This window comes from Lysobacter sp. ESA13C, assembly GCF_019970005.1.
Classification (GTDB): Bacteria; Pseudomonadota; Gammaproteobacteria; order Xanthomonadales; family Xanthomonadaceae; genus Lysobacter; species Lysobacter antibioticus_B.
Genome location: NZ_JAHXYK010000014.1, coordinates 81,367 through 101,849 on the forward strand (window position 1 = coordinate 81,367; position 20,483 = coordinate 101,849).

The following is a 20,483-nucleotide window of genomic DNA, read 5'->3' on the forward strand; positions in this document are numbered from 1 at the left end:
CGATCGCGAGATCTGGTAGCCAACGCCGGTAACCGAGCGAACGCAGTCGCGGCTCACGCCGCTCCTACAGGGATGGATTCATTGCTTCAACCGAACAACGAAACCCCCGGCACCAGCCACAGCGAAAGCCCGGCCAGGCTCGATCCGATCACCGTCGCGGCCAGCACGTCGCTGGGGTAATGCAAGCCCAGCACCACGCGCGAGGCGGCGACGCTCGCGGTGAAGGGGATCAGCAACCACGCCAGCATCGGGTAATGCGCCATCGCCACCAGGCTGAAGGCCACCGCGTGCAGGGTGTGGCCGGAGGGGAAACTGAACTCGTCCAGCGGCGCCACCCAGGCATGGATGCGTTGATCGGAAGCGAACGGGCGCGGGCGGCGGGTCCAGCGTTTGAGCAGTTTGTACAACGCCAGCGCGATCACCCCGGTGGCGGCCAGATGCGCCGAGGCGCGCAGGCCGTCGTAGCCGTCGGCAAGGATCAGCGCGGCCATCAGCGCGTACCAGAACATCCCGTCGCCGAGGCGGCTGACCGCCGCGAAATAGGCGCGCGAGCCGCTGCGTTCGCCGAGGCGATTGGCGCGCAGGCACCAGCCGGACTCGCCGGCGATCAGACGTTTTCGCAACGGCAGCCGGTTCATACGACCTCCTGGGTCGGTTTGCTTTCGTCGTTGATGCGGCGGGTCGTGCGGTTGTGCGGATTGCGATCGGCCAGGCCGTGCAACAGGGCATCGAAATCGGCCGCGACCTGTTCCGGGCGCAGGCCGCTGATCGCCTCGCGGCCTGCGCGGGACATTCCCGCGCGCAAGGCATCCTCGCTGCCGATGCGCACCGCCGCGGCGACGAAGCCGGCGTCGTCGCCGTCGGCGACGGCCGCGCCGTGGACGCCGTCGCGCAGGTGTTCGTGGGCGGCGCCGTAGTCGAAGGCGACCGTCGGCACGCCGCTGGCCATGGCTTCCAGGGTGACGTTGCCGAAGGTCTCGCTGTGGCTCGGAAACAGGAACAGGTCGCCGCTGGCGAAATGCTCGGCCAGGGTCTCGCCGCGTTTGAGCCCGCAGAAGATGAAGTCCGGGTTGTCGCGCTGCAGCTTCTCCCGCGCCGGCCCGTCGCCGACCCAGACGAAGCGCGCCTCGGGGCGCATCTGCTGCAACGAGCGGAACGCGCGCACGGCCAGTTCGAGGTTCTTCTCCGCGGCGATGCGGCCGACGTAGATCGCGGCCAGGCCGTTCTCATCAAGGCCCCATTCGCGGCGCAGCTCGCGGCGGCGGCGGCTGGGGTCGAACAATACGGTGTCGACAGCGCGCGGCAGCCGCACCACGTCCTCGAAACCCTGGCTGCGCAGGAACTCGACGAGTTCGCGGGTGGGCACCAGGGTGGCGTCGGCGCCGTTGTGGAAGCGGCGCATCCAGCGCAGGGCGGTGCCGACCAGGAACGGTGCGCCGTAGTCGCGCATGTACTCGTCGAAGCGGGTGTGGAAGCCGGTCGCGGCGGGGATGCGCAGGCGCCGGGCTGCACGCAGCGCCGACCAGCCGAGCGGGCCTTCGGTTGCCACGTAGACCGCATCGGGGCGATGCGCGCTCCAGGCCTGGGTCAGGCGCGCGGCGCAGGGCAGGCCGAAGCGCAGACCCGGGTAGCGCGGCAGCGGCAGGCCCTTGACCAGCAACTCGTGGGCGGCGCCGTCCTGGGCTTCGCCGTGCTGGCGCGGACGGACCAGGCCGACCTCGTGGCCACGCGCACGCAGACCCTGCTCCAGACCCTGTACGGTCAGGGCCACGCCGTTGATTTCCGGCGGATAGGTCTCGGTGACGATCGCGTAGCGCATGCGCGGCTCCCGGTTTGGGCAAGCCTGGGCGCGATCCATGTCCCGGCCGTGGCGGGGCGATGACAGGGCGGTGACGCGGTCGGAGTGGCCGCGTTCATGTGACGCAATCGGCATTTCGCCGTGCCTTTGGAGCTGAAAACCCGCGAGTCAATGCCGTCGTGCAAGGGCCATGTTCCGGAGTGTTAACAACCCGATCCCTACAATCGCCCGGTTTACCCCCTCCGAAGGTGGCGTGTGCACCGACGCGAATTGATCAAGGCTGGGCTGTCCCTGCCGTTGGCCGGCCTGGCCGGGGGCGGGCTGCCGTGGTCGGCGCTGGCCGCGACCGGCCCCGGGCGGGCTTTCGACGCGGCCACGGTGCCGGGCTTGGCGCGCGCGCTGGCGGCCAAGCCCTATCGGCCGGCCGATGCCGACCTGCCCGAGGCGCTGGCGCGGATCAAGTACGACACCTACCGCGATATCCGTTTCGATCCCAAGCAGGCCTTGTGGAAAGCCGAGGGACTGCCGTTCCAGTTGCAGTTTTTCCATCGCGCGTTCTTGTTCAAGCATCGGGTCGACATTCACCGCGTGCACGGCGGCGTCGCCACGCCGGTGGTGTATCGGCCGCAGATGTTCGGCTTCGGCAGCGCGCCGAAGCCGACCCAGGACGACCTGGGTTTCGCCGGCTTCCGCGTGCATGCGCCGATCAACCGCGGCGACTACTTCGACGAGGTCTGCGCCTTCCTCGGCGCGAGTTATTTCCGCGCGGTCGCCAAGGACCTGCTGTACGGGCTGTCGGCGCGCGGCCTGGCGCTGAATACCGGCGCCGGCAACAGCGAAGAGTTTCCGGTGTTCACCGGCTTCTGGATCGAACAGCCTGCGGCGGGGGCCAAGCAGATCGTCGTGCACGCGCTGATGGACAGCCCGAGCGTGGCCGGGGCGATGCGTTTCGCGATCACGCCAGGCACCGAGACGGTGTTCGACACGCAGTTGCGTCTGTACCCGCGTGTCGTCCTCGACCGGGTCGGCATCGCGCCTTTGACCAGCATGTATCACTTCGACGCTACCGATCGCGTCGGCGTGGACGACTTCCGCCCGGCGGTGCACGACTCCGATGGCCTGGCCCTGCACAACGGCGCCGGCGAACAGATCTGGCGCCCGCTGCGCAATCCCAAGACCTTGCAGGAAAGCGCGTTCCAGGACCGTCGCCCGCGCGCGTTCGGCCTGATGCAGCGCAAGCGCGGCTTCGCCGATTACGCCGACAGCGAGGCGCACTACGAGCGCCGCCCGAGTCTGTGGGTCGAGCCCGTGGGCGATTGGGGCGAGGGCGCGGTGCATCTGATCGAAATCCCGACCGGCGACGAGTATCACGACAACATCGTCGCCTTCTGGCGGCCGCGCGCGCCGCTCGCGGCCGGGCGCGAACATCGCTACGACTACCGCTTGCACTGGTGCGCGAAACACGCCTGGAAGCCGGCGCAGGCGACGGTGAGCCGTACCCGGATCGGCGCCGGCAACATCGGCGCCGGCAACGGTGCGGCGCGGCGGATCGTCATCGACCTCGATGGCGGACGCCTGAGCCAGCTCGCCGCCGACGCCAAACCGCGCGCGGTGGTCTGGGCCTCGGCCGGGCGCATCGTCAACGCGATCGCCCATCCCAACACCGGCACCGGCGGCTGGCGAATGTCGTTCGAACTCGAACCGGGCACTGCCCGCTCGGTCGAGTTGCGCGCGGTGCTCGAAGACGGCGACGGCCCCCTTTCCGAAACCTGGCTTTATCGTTGGACTGCATGAACTCAACCGTCGCTCCCCCGCAACGACCCCTCTCCGTGCCGTTCGAAGCGCTGCCCCCGGAATCGCCCCTGACGATGCCGGTGCAATCGCTGAGCAGCGGCGAACGTTCCGGCAACGCCCTGCCGAGCGAGCCGAAGGGCATGGCCCTGCGCCGCCTGTACGTGATCGGCGGCGCCGCGCTGCTGACTCTGGTCGCGGCCTATCACATCCTGCGCGTGCTCTACGTCGGCGGACTGAACCTGCTCGAAGGCGTGCTGTTGCTGCTGTTCGTGGCGCTGTTCGCCTGGATCGCGCTGGCCTTCACCAGCTCGCTGGCTGGGTTCGCCCTGATCCTGTCGCGGCGGCGCTGGCGCCTGGGCCTGAAGCAGGGCGGCGAATTGCCGGCGCTCGGCGAACGCACCGCTCTGTTGGTGCCGACCTACAACGAAGATCCCGAGCGGCTGATGGCCGGCCTGCAGGCGATCTACGAATCGGTGGCCGCCACCGGCCAGCTCGATCGTTTCGATTTCTTCATCCTCAGCGACACCACCAAGGAACCGATCCGCCAGGCCGAGATCCGCGCCTTCCATTCCTTGCGCGAACGCACCGGCGGCCAGCAGCGCATCTTCTATCGCCGGCGCAAGAACAACGCCGAACGCAAGGCCGGCAACATCGCCGAGTGGGTGCGCCGTTTCGGCGCCGCCTATCCGCAGATGCTGATCCTCGACGCCGACAGCCTGATGACCGGGGAGGTCATCGTGAAGTTGTCGAGCGCGATGGAACGCCACCCCGACGTCGCGCTGATCCAGACGCTGCCGATGATCGTCAACGGCCAAACCCTGTTCGCGCGCATGCAGCAGTTCGCCGGGCGCGTCTACGGCCCGGTGATCGCCTACGGCATCGCCTGGTGGCACGGCGCCGAGAGCAACTACTGGGGCCATAACGCGATCATCCGCACCCGCGCCTTCGCCGAGCACGCCGGCCTGCCGGAACTGCGCGGCCGCAAGCCCTTCGGCGGCACGGTGTTGAGCCACGATTTCGTCGAGGCCGCCCTGATGCGTCGCGGCGGCTGGGCCCTGCACATGCTACCGGGCCTGGTCGGCAGCTATGAAGAAGGCCCGCCCTCGCTGACCGACATGCTGGTGCGCGACCGCCGCTGGTGCCAGGGCAATCTGCAGCACACCGCGGTGCTGCCGGCGAAAGGCCTGCACTGGATCAGCCGCATGCACCTGCTGATGGGCATCGGTCATTACTTCACCGCGCCGATGTGGGCGGTGATGATGCTGATCGGCTTGGCGATTCCGCTCGACAAGGCCGGCTTCTTCAACTGGCAAAGCGCGCGCCTGCCCGGCTTCTCGCCGGGCGATTACTGGCGCGACCAGGACCCCCAGCGCGCGCTGTGGGTGTTCGTGGCGACGATGGCGGTATTGCTGACGCCGAAGGTGATGGGTTTCATCACCATGCTGCTCGACGGCAACACCCGGCGCGGCTGCGGCGGTGCGATCCGTGCCTTCTTCAGCATGATCCTGGAGACCTTGCTGGCGGCGTTGATGGCGCCGATCACGATGTACGTGCAGTCGCGCGGCGTCGCCGAGGTGCTGTCGGGCAAGGACTCGGGTTGGGAATCGCAGCGTCGCGACGACGGCAGCCTGCCGTTGTCGGGATTGATCCGCAGTTACGGCGGCCTGACCCTGTTCGGCCTGCTGATCGGCGCGATGGCCTATGTGGTGTCGCCGCCGCTGGCGGCGTGGATGTCGCCGGTGATCATCGGCCTGGTGGTGTCGATTCCGGTGGTGGCGCTGACCTCGGCGCGTGGGCCCGGGCTATGGCTGCGGCGGATCGGGATCTTCCGTATTCCAGAAGAGATCACCCCACCGCCGGTGTTGGTGAGGGCGAAGCAATTGCGGGCCGAGGCGGCGCAGCGGACGGCGGGGTGATCGCTACTCTGCTTCCGCATTCGCCGTAGTGCATATGTAGGAGCGGCGTGAGCCGCGACTGCGGTGCTTCGGTCTTGCGGCGCATCGTTCAAGAAAGATCTAGATCAAACGCTAAAAGCTTCCGCCACTAAAGCGGCGGGTTACTTTCTTTTGTCATAAGCAACAAAAGTCCGTCTGGATTCCCTTCGGTCAAAGCTAACCAAAGAAGTTGCTTTTCTTTGAATCAAGGGCCCGCACGAGCGATGCCGACGCAGGGATTTTTTATACGGGACATCCATGTCCCGATGAAAAACGGCGCGCATCCCTGCGCGCCGCCCTCCGGGTCTTCTGTGGCCTTCGCTAGTTCGAGACGGCGCACCGCAATAGCCAAGGCCAAAGCCAAAGGGAGGGGCGACGCCATCAGCGGATCATCGCCGCCCTAATTCACGGTCGCGGCTTGCGCCGCTCCTACCCTGCGCTAGAGCGCCGCCTCGATCATTGGCGGCGGCTATGCAGTCTCTGCGCGTCCCACGGTCGCGCCTAACGCCGCTCCTACAGTGGCTGTACCGTTGAGGGAGCGATTTCCGACGGCCTTGCTGTTGCTATGCCATCGCGATCGCCATTGCTGTTGCTGTGCGCGGCTTCGCACTTGCGAAGGCAATCGAAGACCCGAAGGGCGGCCTGCATGGATGCAGGCCGTTTTTCATCGAGACAGGGATGTCTCGTATGAAAAATCCCTGCGTCGGCATCGCTCGTGCGGGCCTGTGATTCAAAGAAAAGCATTTTTCTTTGGTTACCTTTCTTTTGTTGCTTATGACAAAAGAAAGTAACCCGCCGCTTTAGTGGCGGAAGCTTTATGCGTTTGATCTTGATCTTGCTTGAGAGAAACGCAGCAAACCCGAAACAGCGATGTCGCGGCTTGCGCCGCTCCTACCCGGCGACGATGCGCCGCTTCGACGCGCGGCGTCGGCGTCGCTACCTCTGCGCGCGCTGACGCGGCATGCGGAACCCGTCAAACCCCCAGCAGCTTCAACGAAATTCCCAACCCCGCCATATCCTGCGGCTCGCCTTCCAGGTCGGCGTGGATCAGCGGGCGCGATTCGAGCCAGCGGCGGGACACGGTCAGGGTCAGGGTGTTGCCGTCGCCGTGGGCGTCGAGTTGTGGGATCGGGTCGGATTCGTGAGCGCGGTGCAGCAGCACCGCCAGGCGCAGCAAGGCCGAGCTGCGGCGCACCGCAGACAGCAGGCGGTCGGGCAGGGCGTCGAAGGCGGACTTGGGGATGCCGCGCCGGTGGGTGCGTACCAGGGCGGCGAGGAACTGTTGCTGTTGGCGCGAGAAGCCGGAGATATCGGAGTTCTCGATCACGTACGAGCTGTGCACGTGGTACTGGCTGTGGGCGATGGCCAGGCCGAGCTCGTGCAGGCGCGCGGCGCGCTGCAGCATCAGGCGGTCGTCGGCATCCAGGCGCCAGCTTTCCGCGACCTGGTCGAACAAACGCAGCAAGGTCGCTTCGACGCGCGCGGACTGCTGCTCGTCGATGCCGTAGCGGTTGACCATGGCCTTGACCGCGGCATCGCGCGGGTCGTCGGCGCCGCCGCGGCCGAGCATGTCGTAGAGCACGCCCTCGCGCATCGCGGCCTTGCTGATCGCCATGCGTTGCAGGCCGAGTACGTTGAAGGCGGCTTCCAGGATCAGGATGCCGCCGGCGATGATCGGGCGGCGGTCGGCCGACAGGCCGGGCAGGTCGATCTCGTCGATGCGGTCGGCCTGGAGCAGGCGGTCGCGCAAGTGCGGCAGGGCGTCGGCGATCACCGCGCCCTTGGTCAGTTTCATCGCCGCGCAGATCTCGCCGATGGCCTTGTTGGTGCCGGACGCGCCCAGGGCCTCGTGCCAGCCCAGCGAGCGGTAGGTGCCGGCGAATTGCTGGAATTCGGCCGAGACCTCGGTCAGCGCATCGCGCCATTTCTTCTTCGACAACTTGCCGTTCTCGAAGAAACGGCGAGTGGTGGCGACGCAGCCGACTTGCAGGCTTTCGCGTTCGATCGCCTCGAAGCCGCTGCCGATGATGCACTCGGTCGAGCCGCCGCCGATGTCGATGACCAGGCGGCGTTCGCCGGGCTTGGACGGCTGCGCGTGGGCCACGCCGAGGTAGATCAGGCGGGCCTCTTCGCGGCCGGACACGACTTCGATGGCGTGGCCGAGCGCGGATTCGGCCGGCATCAGGAAGGCCTGCGGCGCGGCCAGTCGGCGCACGGTGTTGGTGGCGAGGGCGCGCACGCGCTGCGGCGGCACGTCGCGGATGCGCTGGCCGAAGCGCGACAGGCAGTCCAGCGCGCGCTGGCGCACCTCAGGGGCGAGGCCGCCCTTGCGGTCCAGGCCTTCGGCCAAGCGCACGGTCTCGCGCAAGCGGTCGACGGTGCGCAGCTGCCCGAGCACGTAGCGGGCGACCACCATGTGGAAACTGTTCGACCCCAGGTCGACGGCGGCGAGCAGGTCGCCGTCCTGGAGCGGCAGGCGGGTGGTCGGGAAAATGTTGTTCATGTGCGGGATTTTCGTTTATCCGCACAACTTGGCCAACAGGGTCGCCTGTGCCGAGTGGGGCATTGCGCCTTCCTCGGGTACGACGCGCAAATATTGACCGCTGGCTTGCAGCTCCCAGGCGTTGAGGTTGTCGGCCAGGTAATTCGACAGCGCCTCGTCGTAAACGCGGGCGCGCAGGTCGTGATCGAGGATCGGGAAACCGGTCTCGACCCGGCGCAGCAGGTTGCGCTCCAGCCAGTCGGCGCTGGAGCAGAACAGGTCCGGGGCGCCGTCGTTGGCGAACCAATAGACGCGGTGGTGCTCGAGGAAGCGGCCGACGATGGAACGCACGCGGATATTGTCGGAGATGCCCTCCACGCCCGGACGCAGCGTGCAGGCGCCGCGCACGATCAGTTCGATCTGCACGCCGGCCTGCGAGGCCTGGTAGAGCGCGCGGATCACCTGCGGCTCGTTCAATGCGTTCATCTTGGCGACGATGCGCGCCGGTTTGCCGGCGCGGGCGTGCTTGGTTTCGCGGTCGATGCGCTTGAGCACCCCGGCGTGCAGGGTGAACGGCGATTGCAACAGGCACTTGAGCTTGAGCGACGGCGCCAGCCCGGACAACTGCTGGAAGATCAGGTGCACGTCGTTGCCGATGTCGGGATCGGCGGTGATCAGGCCGAAGTCGGTGTAGGCGCGCGCGGTGCCGCTGTGGTAGTTGCCGGTGCCCAGATGCACGTAGCGGCGCAGCTTGCGGCCCTCGCGGCGCACGATCAGCAGCATCTTGGCGTGGGTCTTGTAGCCGACCACGCCGTACACGACCTGCACGCCGGCCTCCTGCAGGCGGTCGGCCAGGCCCAGGTTGGCCTCTTCGTCGAAGCGCGCGCGCAGCTCGACCACCACGGTCACGTCCTTGCCGTTGCGCGCCGCCTGGACCAGTTGCTCGACGATCGGCGAATCCTTGCCGGCGCGGTACAGGGTCTGCTTGATCGCGAGCACGTGCGGGTCTTCGGCGGCCTGGCGGATCAGCTCCAGCACCGGCGAGAACGCATCGAAGGGGTGGTGCAGCAGCACGTCGCCGTCGGCGACGGTGTCGAACATGCTGTCCACGCCCGGCAGCACACGCTGCTGGTAGGCCGGGAACTTCAGTTCCGGGCGCTGGACCAGGTCGTACACCTGGATCACGCGGTTGAGGTTGACCGGGCCGTTGATGCGGTAAACCGCGTTCTCGGGTAGGTCGAAATTCTCCAGCAGGGTGCGCACGATCGGCTTGGGGCACTGCTCGGCGATTTCCAACCGCACCGCGCGCAGATAACCGCGGCCGATCAGCTCGTCGCGCAGGGCCAGGGCGATGTTGTCGACCTCTTCCTCGTCGACCAGCAGCTCGGAATTGCGGGTGACGCGGAACTGATACGCGCCCTTGACCTCCATGCCCGGGAACAGCTCGTCGACGAAGGTCGACAGCACCGAGGACAGGAACACGAAGTCGTGCTTGCCGCCGGAGACGTTCTCGGGCAATTGAATGATGCGCGGCAGCGAGCGCGGCGCGCGCACGATGGCCAGGTTGCCGGCGCGGCCGAATGCGTCCTTGCCCTTCAGCACGACGACGATGTTGAGCGACTTGTTGAGGATTTTCGGGAACGGATGCGCCGGGTCCAACCCGAGCGGCGACAGCACCGGCATGATCTCGTCGCGGAAGTAGGCGCGCAGCCAGCGGGTCTGGCGCGCGTTCCAGGAGTTGCGGCCGAGCACGCGCACGCCGGCGTCGCTGAGCGCCGGGCGCAGCACGTCGTTCCAGCACTCGTACTGCGACTTGACCAGTTCGGCGGCGCGGTCGTGGATGCGCGCCAGCACGGTGGCCGGGGCCAGGCCGTCCGGGCCCGGCGCCAGGCCCAGGTCCTGGGCGTGACGCATGGTGCCGGCGCGGATCTCGAAGAACTCGTCGAGGTTGGTGCAGGAAATGCACAGGTACTTCAGGCGCTCCAGCAACGGCACCTGCGCGTCCTGGGCCTGTGCCAGGACACGGAAATTGAAATCCAGCTGGGACAGTTCGCGATTGAAGTACAGGGCGCTGTCGCGCAGCGGATCGGTGTCGAGCGGGGTGTCCGTCATCGCATTCATGGCGCTGCTGCAGATTTCCTAAGGCAGGACGTCGGGGAGAGTATCGGCGAATGCATCGTGGTAGGCGTCGCGGCGGCGGATCCGGTCGATGCCGAAGTGACAGGCGAAGGTGCTGCCGCGGCCGACCTCGCTGGCGATCTCCAGCCGCGCCTGGTGCAGGTTCAGCACGTGCTTGACGATCGACAGGCCGAGGCCGGTGCCGCCGCTCTCGCGCGAGCGGCTGGTCGAGACGCGGTAGAAGCGCTCGGTGATGCGCGGCAGGTGCGCGGCCGGGATGCCGTAGCCGCTGTCGACCACTTCCAGCACCGCGCCGCGGGCGATGCCGCTGCTTTCGGGGCGGAAGCGGATGCGGATCGTGCCGCCGGCCGGGGTGTAGCGGATCGCATTGCTGACCAGGTTGGAGAACGCGCTGTGCAGTTCCTTGTTGGAGCCGAACAGGTCGACCCCGGCCAGGTCGTCCATCGCGATCTCGTGCCGGCCCTGGCTCAGCGCATTGGCTTCGCGCTTGAGCGTGGACAGCATCGAGGCCATCGCGACGATTTCCTCGGCCGGCAGGCTGTCCTGCGACTCCAGCCGCGAGAGGGTCAACAGGTCTTCGACCAACTGGGTCATGCGCTGCGACTGGCGCTGCATCTCGGCCAGCATCGGCGCCCAGTCCGGGTGTTCTTCCGGGTCGAGCAGGTCGAGATAACCGTGCACCACGGTCAGCGGCGTGCGCAGTTCGTGCGAAACGTTGGCGACGAAGTCGCGGCGCATCTGCTCCAGTTGCAGCAGCCGGCTGACGTCGCGCGCGACCAGCAGCCACAGGTTTTCCGAGTACGGGATCAGGCGCAGGCTCAGGGTGATCGCCGGGTTCCACGGCGAGGCCGCTTCCAGCGGCTCAGCATTGCGGCCCGAGGCCAGCCAATGCGCGAGCTGCAGCGGCTGCAGGCGTTGCACCACCGGCGCGCCGATGTCGCGCGGGTACCGCAGGCCGAGCAAACCGGTGGCGGCCTCGTTGAACCATTGGATGCGCTGGCTGTTGCGTTCGACCACGACGATGGCGTCGGGCATGGCCGCGGCGGCGGCGCGATAGGCGCGCAGCATTTCGATCAGGCGCCGCTTGCGGCCGCGCATTTCGGCCTGGCTGCGGTGCAGCAGGCGGTCGAGTTCGTTCCAGATGCCTTCGCCGAGCGGCGGGGTGAGGCGCTGGCGTGCGGTCAGGCGGATCAGCACCCGGCGCAGCCGCCAGTAATGCCAGGCGACGACGCCGAGCGCGGCGAACGTGACGACCGGCCAGGGATGGCCGATCAGCACGCCGAGCACGGCGGCGCCGACCAGGATCAGGGCGAGCTGACCGAGGGTGCGGAACCAGGCGGAGCGTGCGCGGGGAGGCATACCTCCAGCTTACGCGGCGAGCGAGGCGGAAAAACGATACCCCGCGCCGCGTACGGTCTGGACCATGCCGTCGAGGTGATGCGGCTCCAGGGTCTTGCGCAGGCGGCGGATGTGCACGTCGACCGTGCGCTCTTCGACATAGACGCTGCCGCCCCAGACGTGATCGAGCAACTGGGTGCGCGAGTAGACGCGTTCGGGGTGGGTCATGAAGAAATGCAGCAACCGGTATTCGGTCGGGCCGATCTGCACCGGCTGGTCGCCGCCTTCGCCGTGGGCGAAGACGCGGTGGGCGGCGCCGTCGATGCGCAGCGGGCCGACGCCGACGCTGCCGTCCTCGTCGTCTTCGCGCGAGCGCCGCAGCACGGCGCGGATGCGGGCCAGCAGTTCGCGCGCCGAAAAGGGTTTCACCACGTAGTCGTCGACCCCGGCTTCGAGGCCGCCGACGCGGTCGTTCTCTTCGCCGCGCGCGGTCAGCATGATGATCGGGATCTCGCGGGTCAGCGATTCCTTGCGCCAGCGCCGGGCCAGTTCCAGGCCGCTGGTGCCCGGGAGCATCCAGTCGAGCAGGATCAGGTCGGGCACGCGGTCGGCGATGGCGGCCTGGGCCTCGCGGGCATCGCCGGCATGGACCGGGTCGTATTCGCCCTTGCGCAGGGCAAAGGACACCATGTCGCGGATGGCGGGTTCGTCTTCGACTATCAAGATGCGCTTCTGCACACGGTCACCGAGGGGGAGGCGGGGAGGGCTCGTCCTTGAAACGGCGCCAGTACACTACCGTTTTATGACTACTCCATGACAAGGCCCCGGCTGCATTGTCGGCTTTGTGATGCGCCGCGCTTCCCCAGCGCGTTTTCGCGAGATTCGGGCCAAACGGGGCTTACGCTGGATTGGCGGCGCTTTCGCCGCCGTTGCCGCCGTAATGCGCGACGCTGGAGTTTGGCGTTCAGATGACATCGCGATGGCAGGGGGCCGATCGATGGTCGCCATGTGGCGAACGGGCGACGCTGCCGTGGCGGCCGCGTGGCGGTGCCGCTGCGCGATGCTGGCCCTTGGCCGCGGACTCGAACTCGCCGTCTTCGGCAAAGCCGGCGACCCCTGGCATATGACGGGCCGATTCCTTGGCGCAGCACTGAAACTCGCCCCCTTTGACAAAGGGGGCAGCGCCCCGAGCCGGCCCGAAGCCTGGCCTGGACCGGCGGCGCGGGGGATTTGCCGTTGCCGTTGCCTTCTGCGGACCCAGGCAGGCCTAGCGCCGCTTGAGATCCTCGTCGCGCACGCCCTGCCGCTTTAGTTCCAGCACGGTCGGGGTGATCGCGGCGATGCGGGCCTCGATGCGGGCACGGGCGTAATAGTCGAGGTCCGGATTGCGCTTGAGCGTATTCAGCTGGACCAGGGCCTGCTCAGGACGGCCGCGCAGATAAGCGGCCTCGGCATAGGCTTCGCCGGCCCGGATCGAGTCGCCGGCGATCTCGCAGGCGCGGGCGAACAACTGCTGCAGCAGCGGGTCGTCGCCGCCCTGGCCGAACAGCGGCCGCAGCACGGCCTGGGCGCGCTGGCCGCCGGCCGGGGTGTTGCGGTCGGTCAGGACCTTGGCATAACCCAGGGCGATGGCGCGGTTGTTCGGGGTCTGGCGCAGCAGCGCTTCGAAGCGGGCGTCGGCCGCGGCGGTCTTGCCGGTCTGGGCCTCGGCTTCGGCCAAGGCCAGACTCAGCCAGACCTGGCCGGGGTGCTTCTGCAGCAATTCGTTCAACACCGGCACGGCCGCGCCGGACTGGTTGGAGCGCATCCGCGCCAGCGCCATGCCGTAGCGGCGGGCGTCGCTGTCGCCGCCGAGGCGCTCGTACTCGCGCACCGCTTCGCGCGACGAGACCGCGCTGAGCACGCGCAGGCGCTCACGGGCGAACTCGAACACGCCGGTGCTGCCCGAGTTCAGCGACTGGTCGAGCAGTTTCAGCCCGCTCGGCAACAAGGGGTTGTCGGTGCCGCTGGCGTTGTCGGGCAGGGTGAACGGCGCCTTCGGGATGCGTTCGACCCGGGTCGCGTTCGGCGTCGCGGTGACCGCGGTCAGGCTGTTCCTGCCGGCGATCTGCTCGGCACGTTCCTTGGCTTCGCCGATGCGGGTGGTGGTGACCGGGTGGGTCATCAGGTAGTCGGGGGTCTCGCCGTACCAGTTGGCGGCGTTGCTGCGCGAAACGACTTGCATGCGGGCGAAGAAGTCGGCCATCGCGGTCGGGTCGTAATGGCTGCGCGACAGGGTCTGGATGCCGATCCGGTCGGCTTCGGATTCGTTGGAGCGGGTGTAGTTGATCTGGCGCTGCTGCATCAGGCCCAGGCCCGAGGTGATCGCGGCCATGGTCGCGTCGTCGGTCGAATTGGAACCTGCGCTCTGCGCGGCGACGATCGCGCCGAGCATCGCCAGCAGGATCGGCAACTGATCGCGCTGGGCGCGTTCGACCCCGCGCAGCACGTGCTGCTGGGTGACGTGGGCGACTTCGTGCGAGATCACCGCGGCGACCTCGTCCTCGCGTTCGGCGGTCAGCACCAGGCCGGAGTTGACGCCGATATAGCCGCCGAGGGTGGCGAAGGCGTTGATCTGGCGCTCGCGCAGCATGAAGAAGGTGAAAGGCTGGGTCGGCTTGTCGCTGTTGGCGGCGAGGCGGGTGCCGAGCGTGTCGAGCCAACTGTCGATCAGCGGGTCTTCGAGCAGATAGTCGTAATGGCGCAGCTGCGCCAGCATCATCGCGCCGTACTGGCGCTGCTTGGCCGGCGTCAGCAGTTCCGCCGCCGAGGAGCCGATGTCGGGCAGCTTGGATTCCTGCGCGCTCGCGCAGACGCTGCCGAGGGCGAGGGTGACAGCGGCGGTGAGCAGGGCGATGCGGCGCAAGCGGTGAGTCCTCGGGAGCAGACGGATGATGGCGGGCGGATGGCGGGCTTGCGAAAGCCGGCGGGGCATTCGCGGCGGATGCATGGCAGGATGCCGCCCGGGCGGTGGGACGGCGTGAATGCGTCGTTAACTCAGGGGTTCAACGTCCGATCGGCGCATTCGGGGTCGTCCCGGGACGTTGCGGTGAGGGTGAGCACCAGACCCGACGCTGGCGTACTGAGTAGCGCGGGACTGCGTTCCATCGACGAACTTTAAACTCCCCGCTGCCGTAGCCATATTCGACCGCAAGACCTTCCCAGAGTTCAGGCAGCAGGAGAACCGTTTTGAGCGACACCGCCCCCCAACCGCCGTCGATCGTGATCTATACCACCGCGATCTGCCCGTATTGCGTCGCCGCGAAGAATTTCCTCAAGAGCAAGGGCCAGGAGTGGACCGAGGTCCGCATCGACCTGGATCCGGCCGAGCGCGAGAAGATGATGGCGCTGACCAAGCGCACCAGCGTGCCGCAGATCTTCATCGGGCAGACCCACGTCGGCGGTTACGACGACATGATCGCCCTGCATCGCGCCGGCGGCCTGGAGCCGCTGCTGGAGGGGGTGAGCGGGCGCGCTTAAGCGGCACTGCCGCTTGCGCCCGCGAACGCCCGGCCATGGATGGCCGGGCCGGACGATCCGCAGCCGAATGGCAGCGCCAGGGACGGCAAGGACGTAACCCACCATCGAAGGAACTTGTGTGAGCAATGATCGTAACGACGACAGCGCGTCGTCGAACCAGACCGCCACGAACGAAAGCGACCGAGTGGCCCCGAGCGAAAGCGACCGAGTGGCCGAGTTCACCGCGTTCCGCAAGCGCATGAACGAACGCATCCTGGCCGAACCGAACCAGGTGGTGCGGCGTTTCTTCGCCCTGGATACGCAGACCTACCAGCCCGGTGCGCTCGACCTGAAGACCAAGGAACTGCTCGGCCTGGTCGCCTCGATGGTGCTGCGTTGCGACGACTGCATCAGCTACCACGTCGCCCAATGCAAGGACGCCGGGGTCAATCGCGACGAGATGTTCGAGGCGTTCTCGGTCGGCCTGGTGGTCGGCGGCTCGATCGTGATCCCGCATCTGCGCCGCGCGGTCGATTTCCTCGACCGGCTCGAACAGGGCGAGGCCGCCGCGCCGGCCGGCCACGACCACGGCTGAGCGCGTCGCTGCCCCTGTAGGAGCGGCGTGAGCCGCGACCGCGCGCTCCCGGTTGCGTCGTCAGCGAGAGGTCGCGGTCGCGGCTTGCGCCGCGCCTACCCTCGAAACCGCTGAAGCGGGCCGGCCACTTAGCTGAACGCGGGGCCGCTGCGCCGAATCGCACCGCCGGCTGCGCCGAATCGGGCCGATCGCCGCCCCCGACCAAGGTCCAGTACTCCCCCGAATGCAGCGGGGGGCCGCTTCCGGCATAATTACGGGGCTCACACCTCGTGCGCCGCGCCGCTTGCGCCGCGCCCTACAGCTGGAAATCCTCATGACGCAAACCATTACGGTCATCCGTGGCGACGGCATCGGCCCCGAGATCATGGACGCCACCCTGCACGTGCTCGACACGATGAACCTGGGCCTGTCCTACGAATTCGCCGATGCCGGCCTGGTCGCGCTGGAAAAGCACGGCGAACTGCTGCCGGCGGCGACGATGGACTCGATCCGCAAGAACCGCATCGCCCTCAAGAGCCCGCTGACCACGCCGGTCGGCGAAGGCTTCAGCTCGATCAACGTCGAGCTGCGCAAGCGCTTCGACCTGTACGCCAACGTGCGTCCGGCCAAGTCGTTCCCGAACACCAAGTCGCGTTTCCCCTCGGGCGTGGACCTGATCACGGTGCGCGAGAACACCGAAGGCGCCTACATCGGCGAAGGCCAGTCGCTGTCGGAAGACGGCGAGACCGCGATGCTGACCCAGAAGATCACCCGTCGCGGCTCCGAGCGCATCGTGCGCTACGCCTTCGACCTGGCGCGCCGCACCGGCCGCAAGAAGGTCACGGTCGTGCACAAGGCCAACATCCTCAAGTCGACCTCGGGCCTGTTCCTGAAGACCGCGCGCGAAGTGGCGCAGCAGTATCCGGACATCCAGTGCAACGAGATGATCGTGGACAACACCTGCATGCAGCTGGTGATGCGTCCGGAGCAGTTCGACATCATCGTCACCACCAACCTGTTCGGCGACATCATCTCCGACCTGTGCGCCGGCCTGGTGGGCGGTCTCGGCCTGGCACCGGGCGCCAACATCGGCACCGACGCGGCGATCTTCGAAGCCGTGCACGGCTCGGCCCCGGACATCGCCGGCAAGGGCATCGCGAACCCCTGCGCCCTGCTGCTGGGCGCGGCGCAGATGCTCGATCACCTCGGTCAGCCGGAAAAGGCGACCGCGCTGCGCGAGGCGATCATCGCCACGCTCGAAGCCAAGGATTCGCTGACTCCGGACCTGGGCGGCGAAGGCAACACCATGTCGTTCGCCAAGGCCATCGCGAGCCGCATCGCGGCGTAACGCCCGGCCATCGCGAGACCTCTGCAGGGCGCCTTCGGGCGCCCTGTTTCGTTTTTGCGAAGCGCCTCTCGCCTGAGGGAGGCGCGCGCCGCGCAAGCCTGCGCTAGGCTCGGGCGGCTTTCGGCAGGACGCCGTCGCCTGTCCGAAGCGGGTTCGTCCGTGTGCGTGAGCGCAACAGCGCTCGGTCGCGCGGCCCTCCATCCCGGCGGCTGGATTCGCATCGAGGAAGGTCATGAAGATCAGGAAGATGAAGGGCAAGGCAATTGCGTTCGCAGCGCTCGTGTCGATGGGGGCGGTCGGTACCGTCGCCGCGTACCCGGCGCCGGGTACGTGCACGGCCGCCAATCAAGGCCAACGGGTGACGGAACGGTCTTGGGATGGCAGCTCGCGGATCTATCTGTGCGACGAAGGGGTCTGGCAGACCTATGCGATCTGCGACAACCGCGGACGTTGCATCATCGTGATCTGAGGCCTGGCGGCATGGCTGGGTCGTGCAGGATCGCGAGCCACGACCATAGCGATACTTTCGACGGGGCGCCTTCGGGCGCCCCGTTGCGTTTGAGCATGCGCCGGCGGCGGCCGGGAGCCGTTCCCCGCCCGTCGCGGGAACGGGCTTGGCGGCCGCTTGTAGCAGGGGAGAGGCGGGGTAAGGGCAAGCCAGACCTCCCTGCTCCCGCTAGCATGGCCCCGACGCAGCATTCCACCGCCAGCACTCGACAAGCGTGATGCTGCGCTGCAAAATCGCCAGGTTTTCTAATCCATTCGGATGAAGCGATGAATCAACCGCTCCGCCCCGGCGCTCCGCTGTCTCCCAGTGCCTGGGCGCTGACGCCGCTGCTGGTGTTCCTGGCCCTGTTCTTCGGGGCCGGGCTGTATTTCACTTCGCACGGCGACGCCATGGGCTTCTACCAGTTGCACGCGCCGGTCGCGATCCTGCCGGCGCTGGCGCTGGCGGCGTTCATCGCCTGGCGGCGCGGGATCAAGCCGCTGGACACCCTGCTGTCGGGCATGGGCGATCACAACGTCGTGCTGATGTGCCTGATCTTTCTGCTCGCCGGTGGCTTCGTCGAAGTGTCCAAGGCGATCGGCGCGGTCGACGCGATCGTCGCCCTCGGCGTCGGCAACGTGCATCCGGCTTTGCTGCTGCCGGCGCTGTTCGTGGTCGCCGGTTTCATTTCGTTGTCGCTCGGCACCTCGATGGGCACGATCGCCGCGGTCGCGCCGATCGCGCTCGGCGTGTCCGACGCTTCCGGCCTGGATCGCGCGCTGGTGCTCGGCGCGGTGATCGGCGGCGCCACCTTCGGCGACAACCTGTCGGTGATTTCCGACACCGCGATCGTCGCCAGCCGCACCCAGGGCTGCACGATGCGGGAGAAATTCCGCGAGAACCTCAAGCTGGCGCTGCCGGCGGCGATCGGCACCCTGGTGCTGCTCGGCTTTCTCGGCGAAACCGCACCGGTGACCACGCCCGACGCGGTGTCGCCGTGGTTGATCCTGCCGTACTTGGTGGTGCTGGGCTTGGCCATCGCCGGGGTCGACGTGATCATCGTGCTGAGCATCGGCCTGGTCATCGCCGGCTTGTTCGGCGTGTTCCTGGCCGAGGATTTCGGCTTCGCCGCCTACACTGCGCACATCTGGGACGGCTTCGAGAGCATGGTCGAAATCACCTTGCTGTCGTTGCTGGTCGGCGGCCTGGGCGCGTTGATGAAAGCCGCCGGCGGCCTGGCCTGGCTGGCGCAGGTGATCGGCAAGTTCGCGCGTGGTCACCGCAGCCGCCGTGCCGGCGAGATCAGCATCGCCGCGTTGTCGGCGACCAGCGACGTGTTCACCGCCAACAACACGGTCGCGATCCTGATCAGCGGGGGGCTTGCCCGCGACGTCGCCCAGCAGCACGGCGTGCCGCCGGCGCGCGCGGCGAGCGTGCTCGACATCTTCGCCTGCGTGACCCAAGGCGTGTTGCCGTACGGTGCGCAGATCCTGCTCGCCGCATCCTTGAGCCAGGTCTCGCCGCTGGCCTTGGTCGGCAACGTCCACTACAGCTGGCTGCTCGGTGGTATCACCCTGTTGACGATGCTGTGGCCGTCGCGCCGGCGCAGCGGAGCCGACGCCACTGCGGCGACTTGATCGGTCTGGCCGATCCCGCTGCGCGACCGCGCAACCGATTCGACAGAGCCCGGCATGTCCGGGCTCTGTGCGTTCTGGTGCCTGCAGGTCGAATGGTCGAAGCGAGTGTGTTCGTGCGGAACGAGCGATGGAGGGCTAGGGCGATGTCTCTACGAAACGCCCTGGTCCCGCGCGATGCCTATGCCGATCAGTCGCCGCCGTTCGGCGCATCGATCAACAAGGCTTGGCCGGGTTTGAGCACGGCCTTGGCGTTCAAGCCGTTGCGCTTGAGCAGGTCGGCGACGCGGATGCGGTAGCGCTTGGCGATGGTCCAGGCGTTGTCGCCGCGGCCGACGGTGTGGCGACGCGGGCTGGCGTTCGCGGCGGGTTCGTCGTTCTTGGCGACGGCGACTTCGGCCGAACCGGTGGTGACGGTGTCGGCGGCGGTTTCGCCCGCCTTGGTGCGGGTGCTCGGCGGCGATTCGATGGCGGCGATGGCCAGGTCGGCTGCGACCGGAGCGGGCGCGTTCGCCGCGCCCGCGGCGACAGCGAGCAGCGGTGCGCGGCGGGTGCTGACGCGGCCGATCGAGCCGTTGGCGAAGACTGGGTTGAGACGCCGCAATTGCGCCGCGTCCTGGCCGGTGCGCGCGGCCCAGCCGTCGATGTCGCCGACTTCGGACGGCAGCGTCACCGCCTGCAGATGCGGCACCGGGCGATCCAGGGCCTGCAGCCATTCCTCGCGGTCGTCGGCTTGTTCCATCAGGCACGACAGCGCATGCAGTTTGCGCACGTAGGCCTGGGTGATGTCCGACAGGCCCGCAAGCTGGTCGGGGCGGGCATTGGCCGCGGTCTGGCCGTTGCGCTTGAGCGCGTTGAGGATGCGGTACTCGCCGGCGTTGTAGGCCATCACCGCCAGACGCCAGTCGCCGCCGAACATGCCGTGCAGGGTCTTGAGATAACGCACCGCGGCCTGGGTCGAATCGACCGGCGACAAGCGGCCGTCGTAACCCTCGCGCATCGGTACGCGATGGTTGCGTGCGGTCAGGGCGATCATCTGCCACAGCCCGGCGGGGCCGGCGGCACTGCGCGCGCCGGGGCGGTAACCGCTCTCGACGAAGGGGATCAGCGCGTATTCGGTCGGCAGGTGCGCTTCGCGCAAGGCGTCGACCACGTAGCCGAACAGCGGCAGCAGGTCGTCGTCGGAGCGGGCCAGGCGCTTGGGCGCGGTGGCGAAGTGTTGGCGCCAGCGCGTGCTTACGCCCGGCTCGCAGCTCGGGTCGGCGAGGCCGTCGCGGAAACGCTGGTAGATGTCGCGGCCGTTGCGGGTCGGCCCCGAAGGCGCGTCGGCCTTGGCGGGGGTGGGCTTGGCTGCGGGGGCTTCGGCGGCCCCGACCGGCGCGGCGCAGGCCGCGCTCAGCCACAGCGCGGCGAGCAGGGCGGCACGCAGCGGCGCGCGCCGCCTGGCGTCGGCCCGC

15 protein-coding genes are annotated in these 20,483 nt (G+C 68.0%); 7 read left to right on the forward strand and 8 right to left on the reverse strand.

Annotated features, from left to right (window positions below; genetic code table 11):
- Window positions 1-86: 86 nt before the first annotated feature.
- Window positions 87-638, reverse strand: coding sequence for a phosphatase PAP2 family protein (locus LC490_RS22170; protein WP_223621652.1), 552 nt, complete (start codon window positions 636-638; stop codon window positions 87-89).
- On the reverse strand, window positions 635-1,819 hold the full coding sequence (locus LC490_RS22175) for a glycosyltransferase family 1 protein (protein ID WP_223621653.1): 1,185 nt from the start codon (window positions 1,817-1,819) through the stop codon (window positions 635-637). Before LC490_RS22175 ends, LC490_RS22170 begins: the two co-directional genes overlap by 4 nt.
- Before the next feature lie 234 nt (window positions 1,820-2,053).
- Here LC490_RS22175 and LC490_RS22180 point away from each other — a divergent pair, with 234 nt between their 5' ends.
- Together LC490_RS22180 and mdoH are read left to right on the forward strand one after the other, a co-directional pair.
- Window positions 2,054-3,592, forward strand: coding sequence for a glucan biosynthesis protein G (locus LC490_RS22180; protein WP_031374191.1), 1,539 nt, complete (start codon window positions 2,054-2,056; stop codon window positions 3,590-3,592).
- On the forward strand, window positions 3,589-5,508 hold the full coding sequence (mdoH, locus tag LC490_RS22185) for a glucans biosynthesis glucosyltransferase MdoH (protein WP_223621654.1): 1,920 nt from the start codon (window positions 3,589-3,591) through the stop codon (window positions 5,506-5,508). The genes LC490_RS22180 and mdoH overlap by 4 nt, the downstream gene beginning before the upstream one ends.
- A gap of 991 nt (window positions 5,509-6,499) precedes the next feature.
- Here mdoH and ppx read toward each other — a convergent pair.
- The 5 genes from ppx to LC490_RS22210 all read right to left on the reverse strand — a co-directional run bounded on the left by ppx (window position 6,500) and on the right by LC490_RS22210 (window position 14,459).
- The gene (gene ppx, locus LC490_RS22190; protein WP_031373564.1) at window positions 6,500-8,029 is read right to left on the reverse strand and encodes an exopolyphosphatase; all 1,530 of its coding nucleotides are present in this window, start codon (window positions 8,027-8,029) and stop codon (window positions 6,500-6,502) included.
- 15 nt (window positions 8,030-8,044) lie between these two features.
- Window positions 8,045-10,129, reverse strand: a complete 2,085-nt coding sequence (gene ppk1, locus LC490_RS22195) for a polyphosphate kinase 1 (protein WP_031373563.1) — start codon at window positions 10,127-10,129, stop codon at window positions 8,045-8,047.
- Window positions 10,130-10,147: 18 nt separating this feature from the next.
- Entirely contained in the window at window positions 10,148-11,506 is a 1,359-nt protein-coding gene (phoR, locus tag LC490_RS22200) for a phosphate regulon sensor histidine kinase PhoR (RefSeq protein ID WP_051885300.1), read from the reverse strand.
- 9 nt (window positions 11,507-11,515) lie between these two features.
- Window positions 11,516-12,223, reverse strand: coding sequence for a phosphate regulon transcriptional regulator PhoB (phoB, locus tag LC490_RS22205; protein WP_031373561.1), 708 nt, complete (start codon window positions 12,221-12,223; stop codon window positions 11,516-11,518).
- A gap of 529 nt (window positions 12,224-12,752) precedes the next feature.
- Complete coding sequence (locus LC490_RS22210; RefSeq protein ID WP_223621655.1) at window positions 12,753-14,459, reverse strand: M48 family metalloprotease; 1,707 nt, start codon at window positions 14,457-14,459, stop codon at window positions 12,753-12,755.
- A 254-nt stretch (window positions 14,460-14,713) separates the two neighbouring features.
- Between LC490_RS22210 and grxC the strand changes: the two genes are divergently transcribed.
- From grxC to LC490_RS22235, 5 genes are all read left to right on the forward strand, one after another.
- The gene (gene grxC / locus LC490_RS22215) at window positions 14,714-15,004 is read left to right on the forward strand and encodes a glutaredoxin 3 (RefSeq protein ID WP_031373559.1); all 291 of its coding nucleotides are present in this window, start codon (window positions 14,714-14,716) and stop codon (window positions 15,002-15,004) included.
- Between the two features lie 238 nt (window positions 15,005-15,242).
- Window positions 15,243-15,578: a carboxymuconolactone decarboxylase family protein gene (locus tag LC490_RS22220; RefSeq protein ID WP_223621702.1), complete on the forward strand. Its 336-nt coding sequence runs from the start codon at window positions 15,243-15,245 to the stop codon at window positions 15,576-15,578.
- Between the two features lie 313 nt (window positions 15,579-15,891).
- Window positions 15,892-16,905, forward strand: a complete 1,014-nt coding sequence (locus LC490_RS22225) for an isocitrate dehydrogenase (protein ID WP_031373557.1) — start codon at window positions 15,892-15,894, stop codon at window positions 16,903-16,905.
- A gap of 232 nt (window positions 16,906-17,137) precedes the next feature.
- The gene (locus tag LC490_RS22230) at window positions 17,138-17,374 is read left to right on the forward strand and encodes a hypothetical protein (RefSeq protein WP_031373556.1); all 237 of its coding nucleotides are present in this window, start codon (window positions 17,138-17,140) and stop codon (window positions 17,372-17,374) included.
- A 305-nt stretch (window positions 17,375-17,679) separates the two neighbouring features.
- Window positions 17,680-19,029 carry a Na+/H+ antiporter NhaC family protein gene (locus LC490_RS22235; protein ID WP_057972303.1) on the forward strand — a complete coding sequence of 450 codons (1,350 nt, stop codon included), beginning with the start codon at window positions 17,680-17,682 and terminating at the stop codon, window positions 19,027-19,029.
- A gap of 187 nt (window positions 19,030-19,216) precedes the next feature.
- Here the strand turns inward: LC490_RS22235 and LC490_RS22240 are convergent, their stop codons facing one another.
- On the reverse strand, window positions 19,217-20,455 hold the full coding sequence (locus LC490_RS22240; RefSeq protein ID WP_223621703.1) for a lytic transglycosylase domain-containing protein: 1,239 nt from the start codon (window positions 20,453-20,455) through the stop codon (window positions 19,217-19,219).
- Window positions 20,456-20,483: the final 28 nt, after the last annotated feature.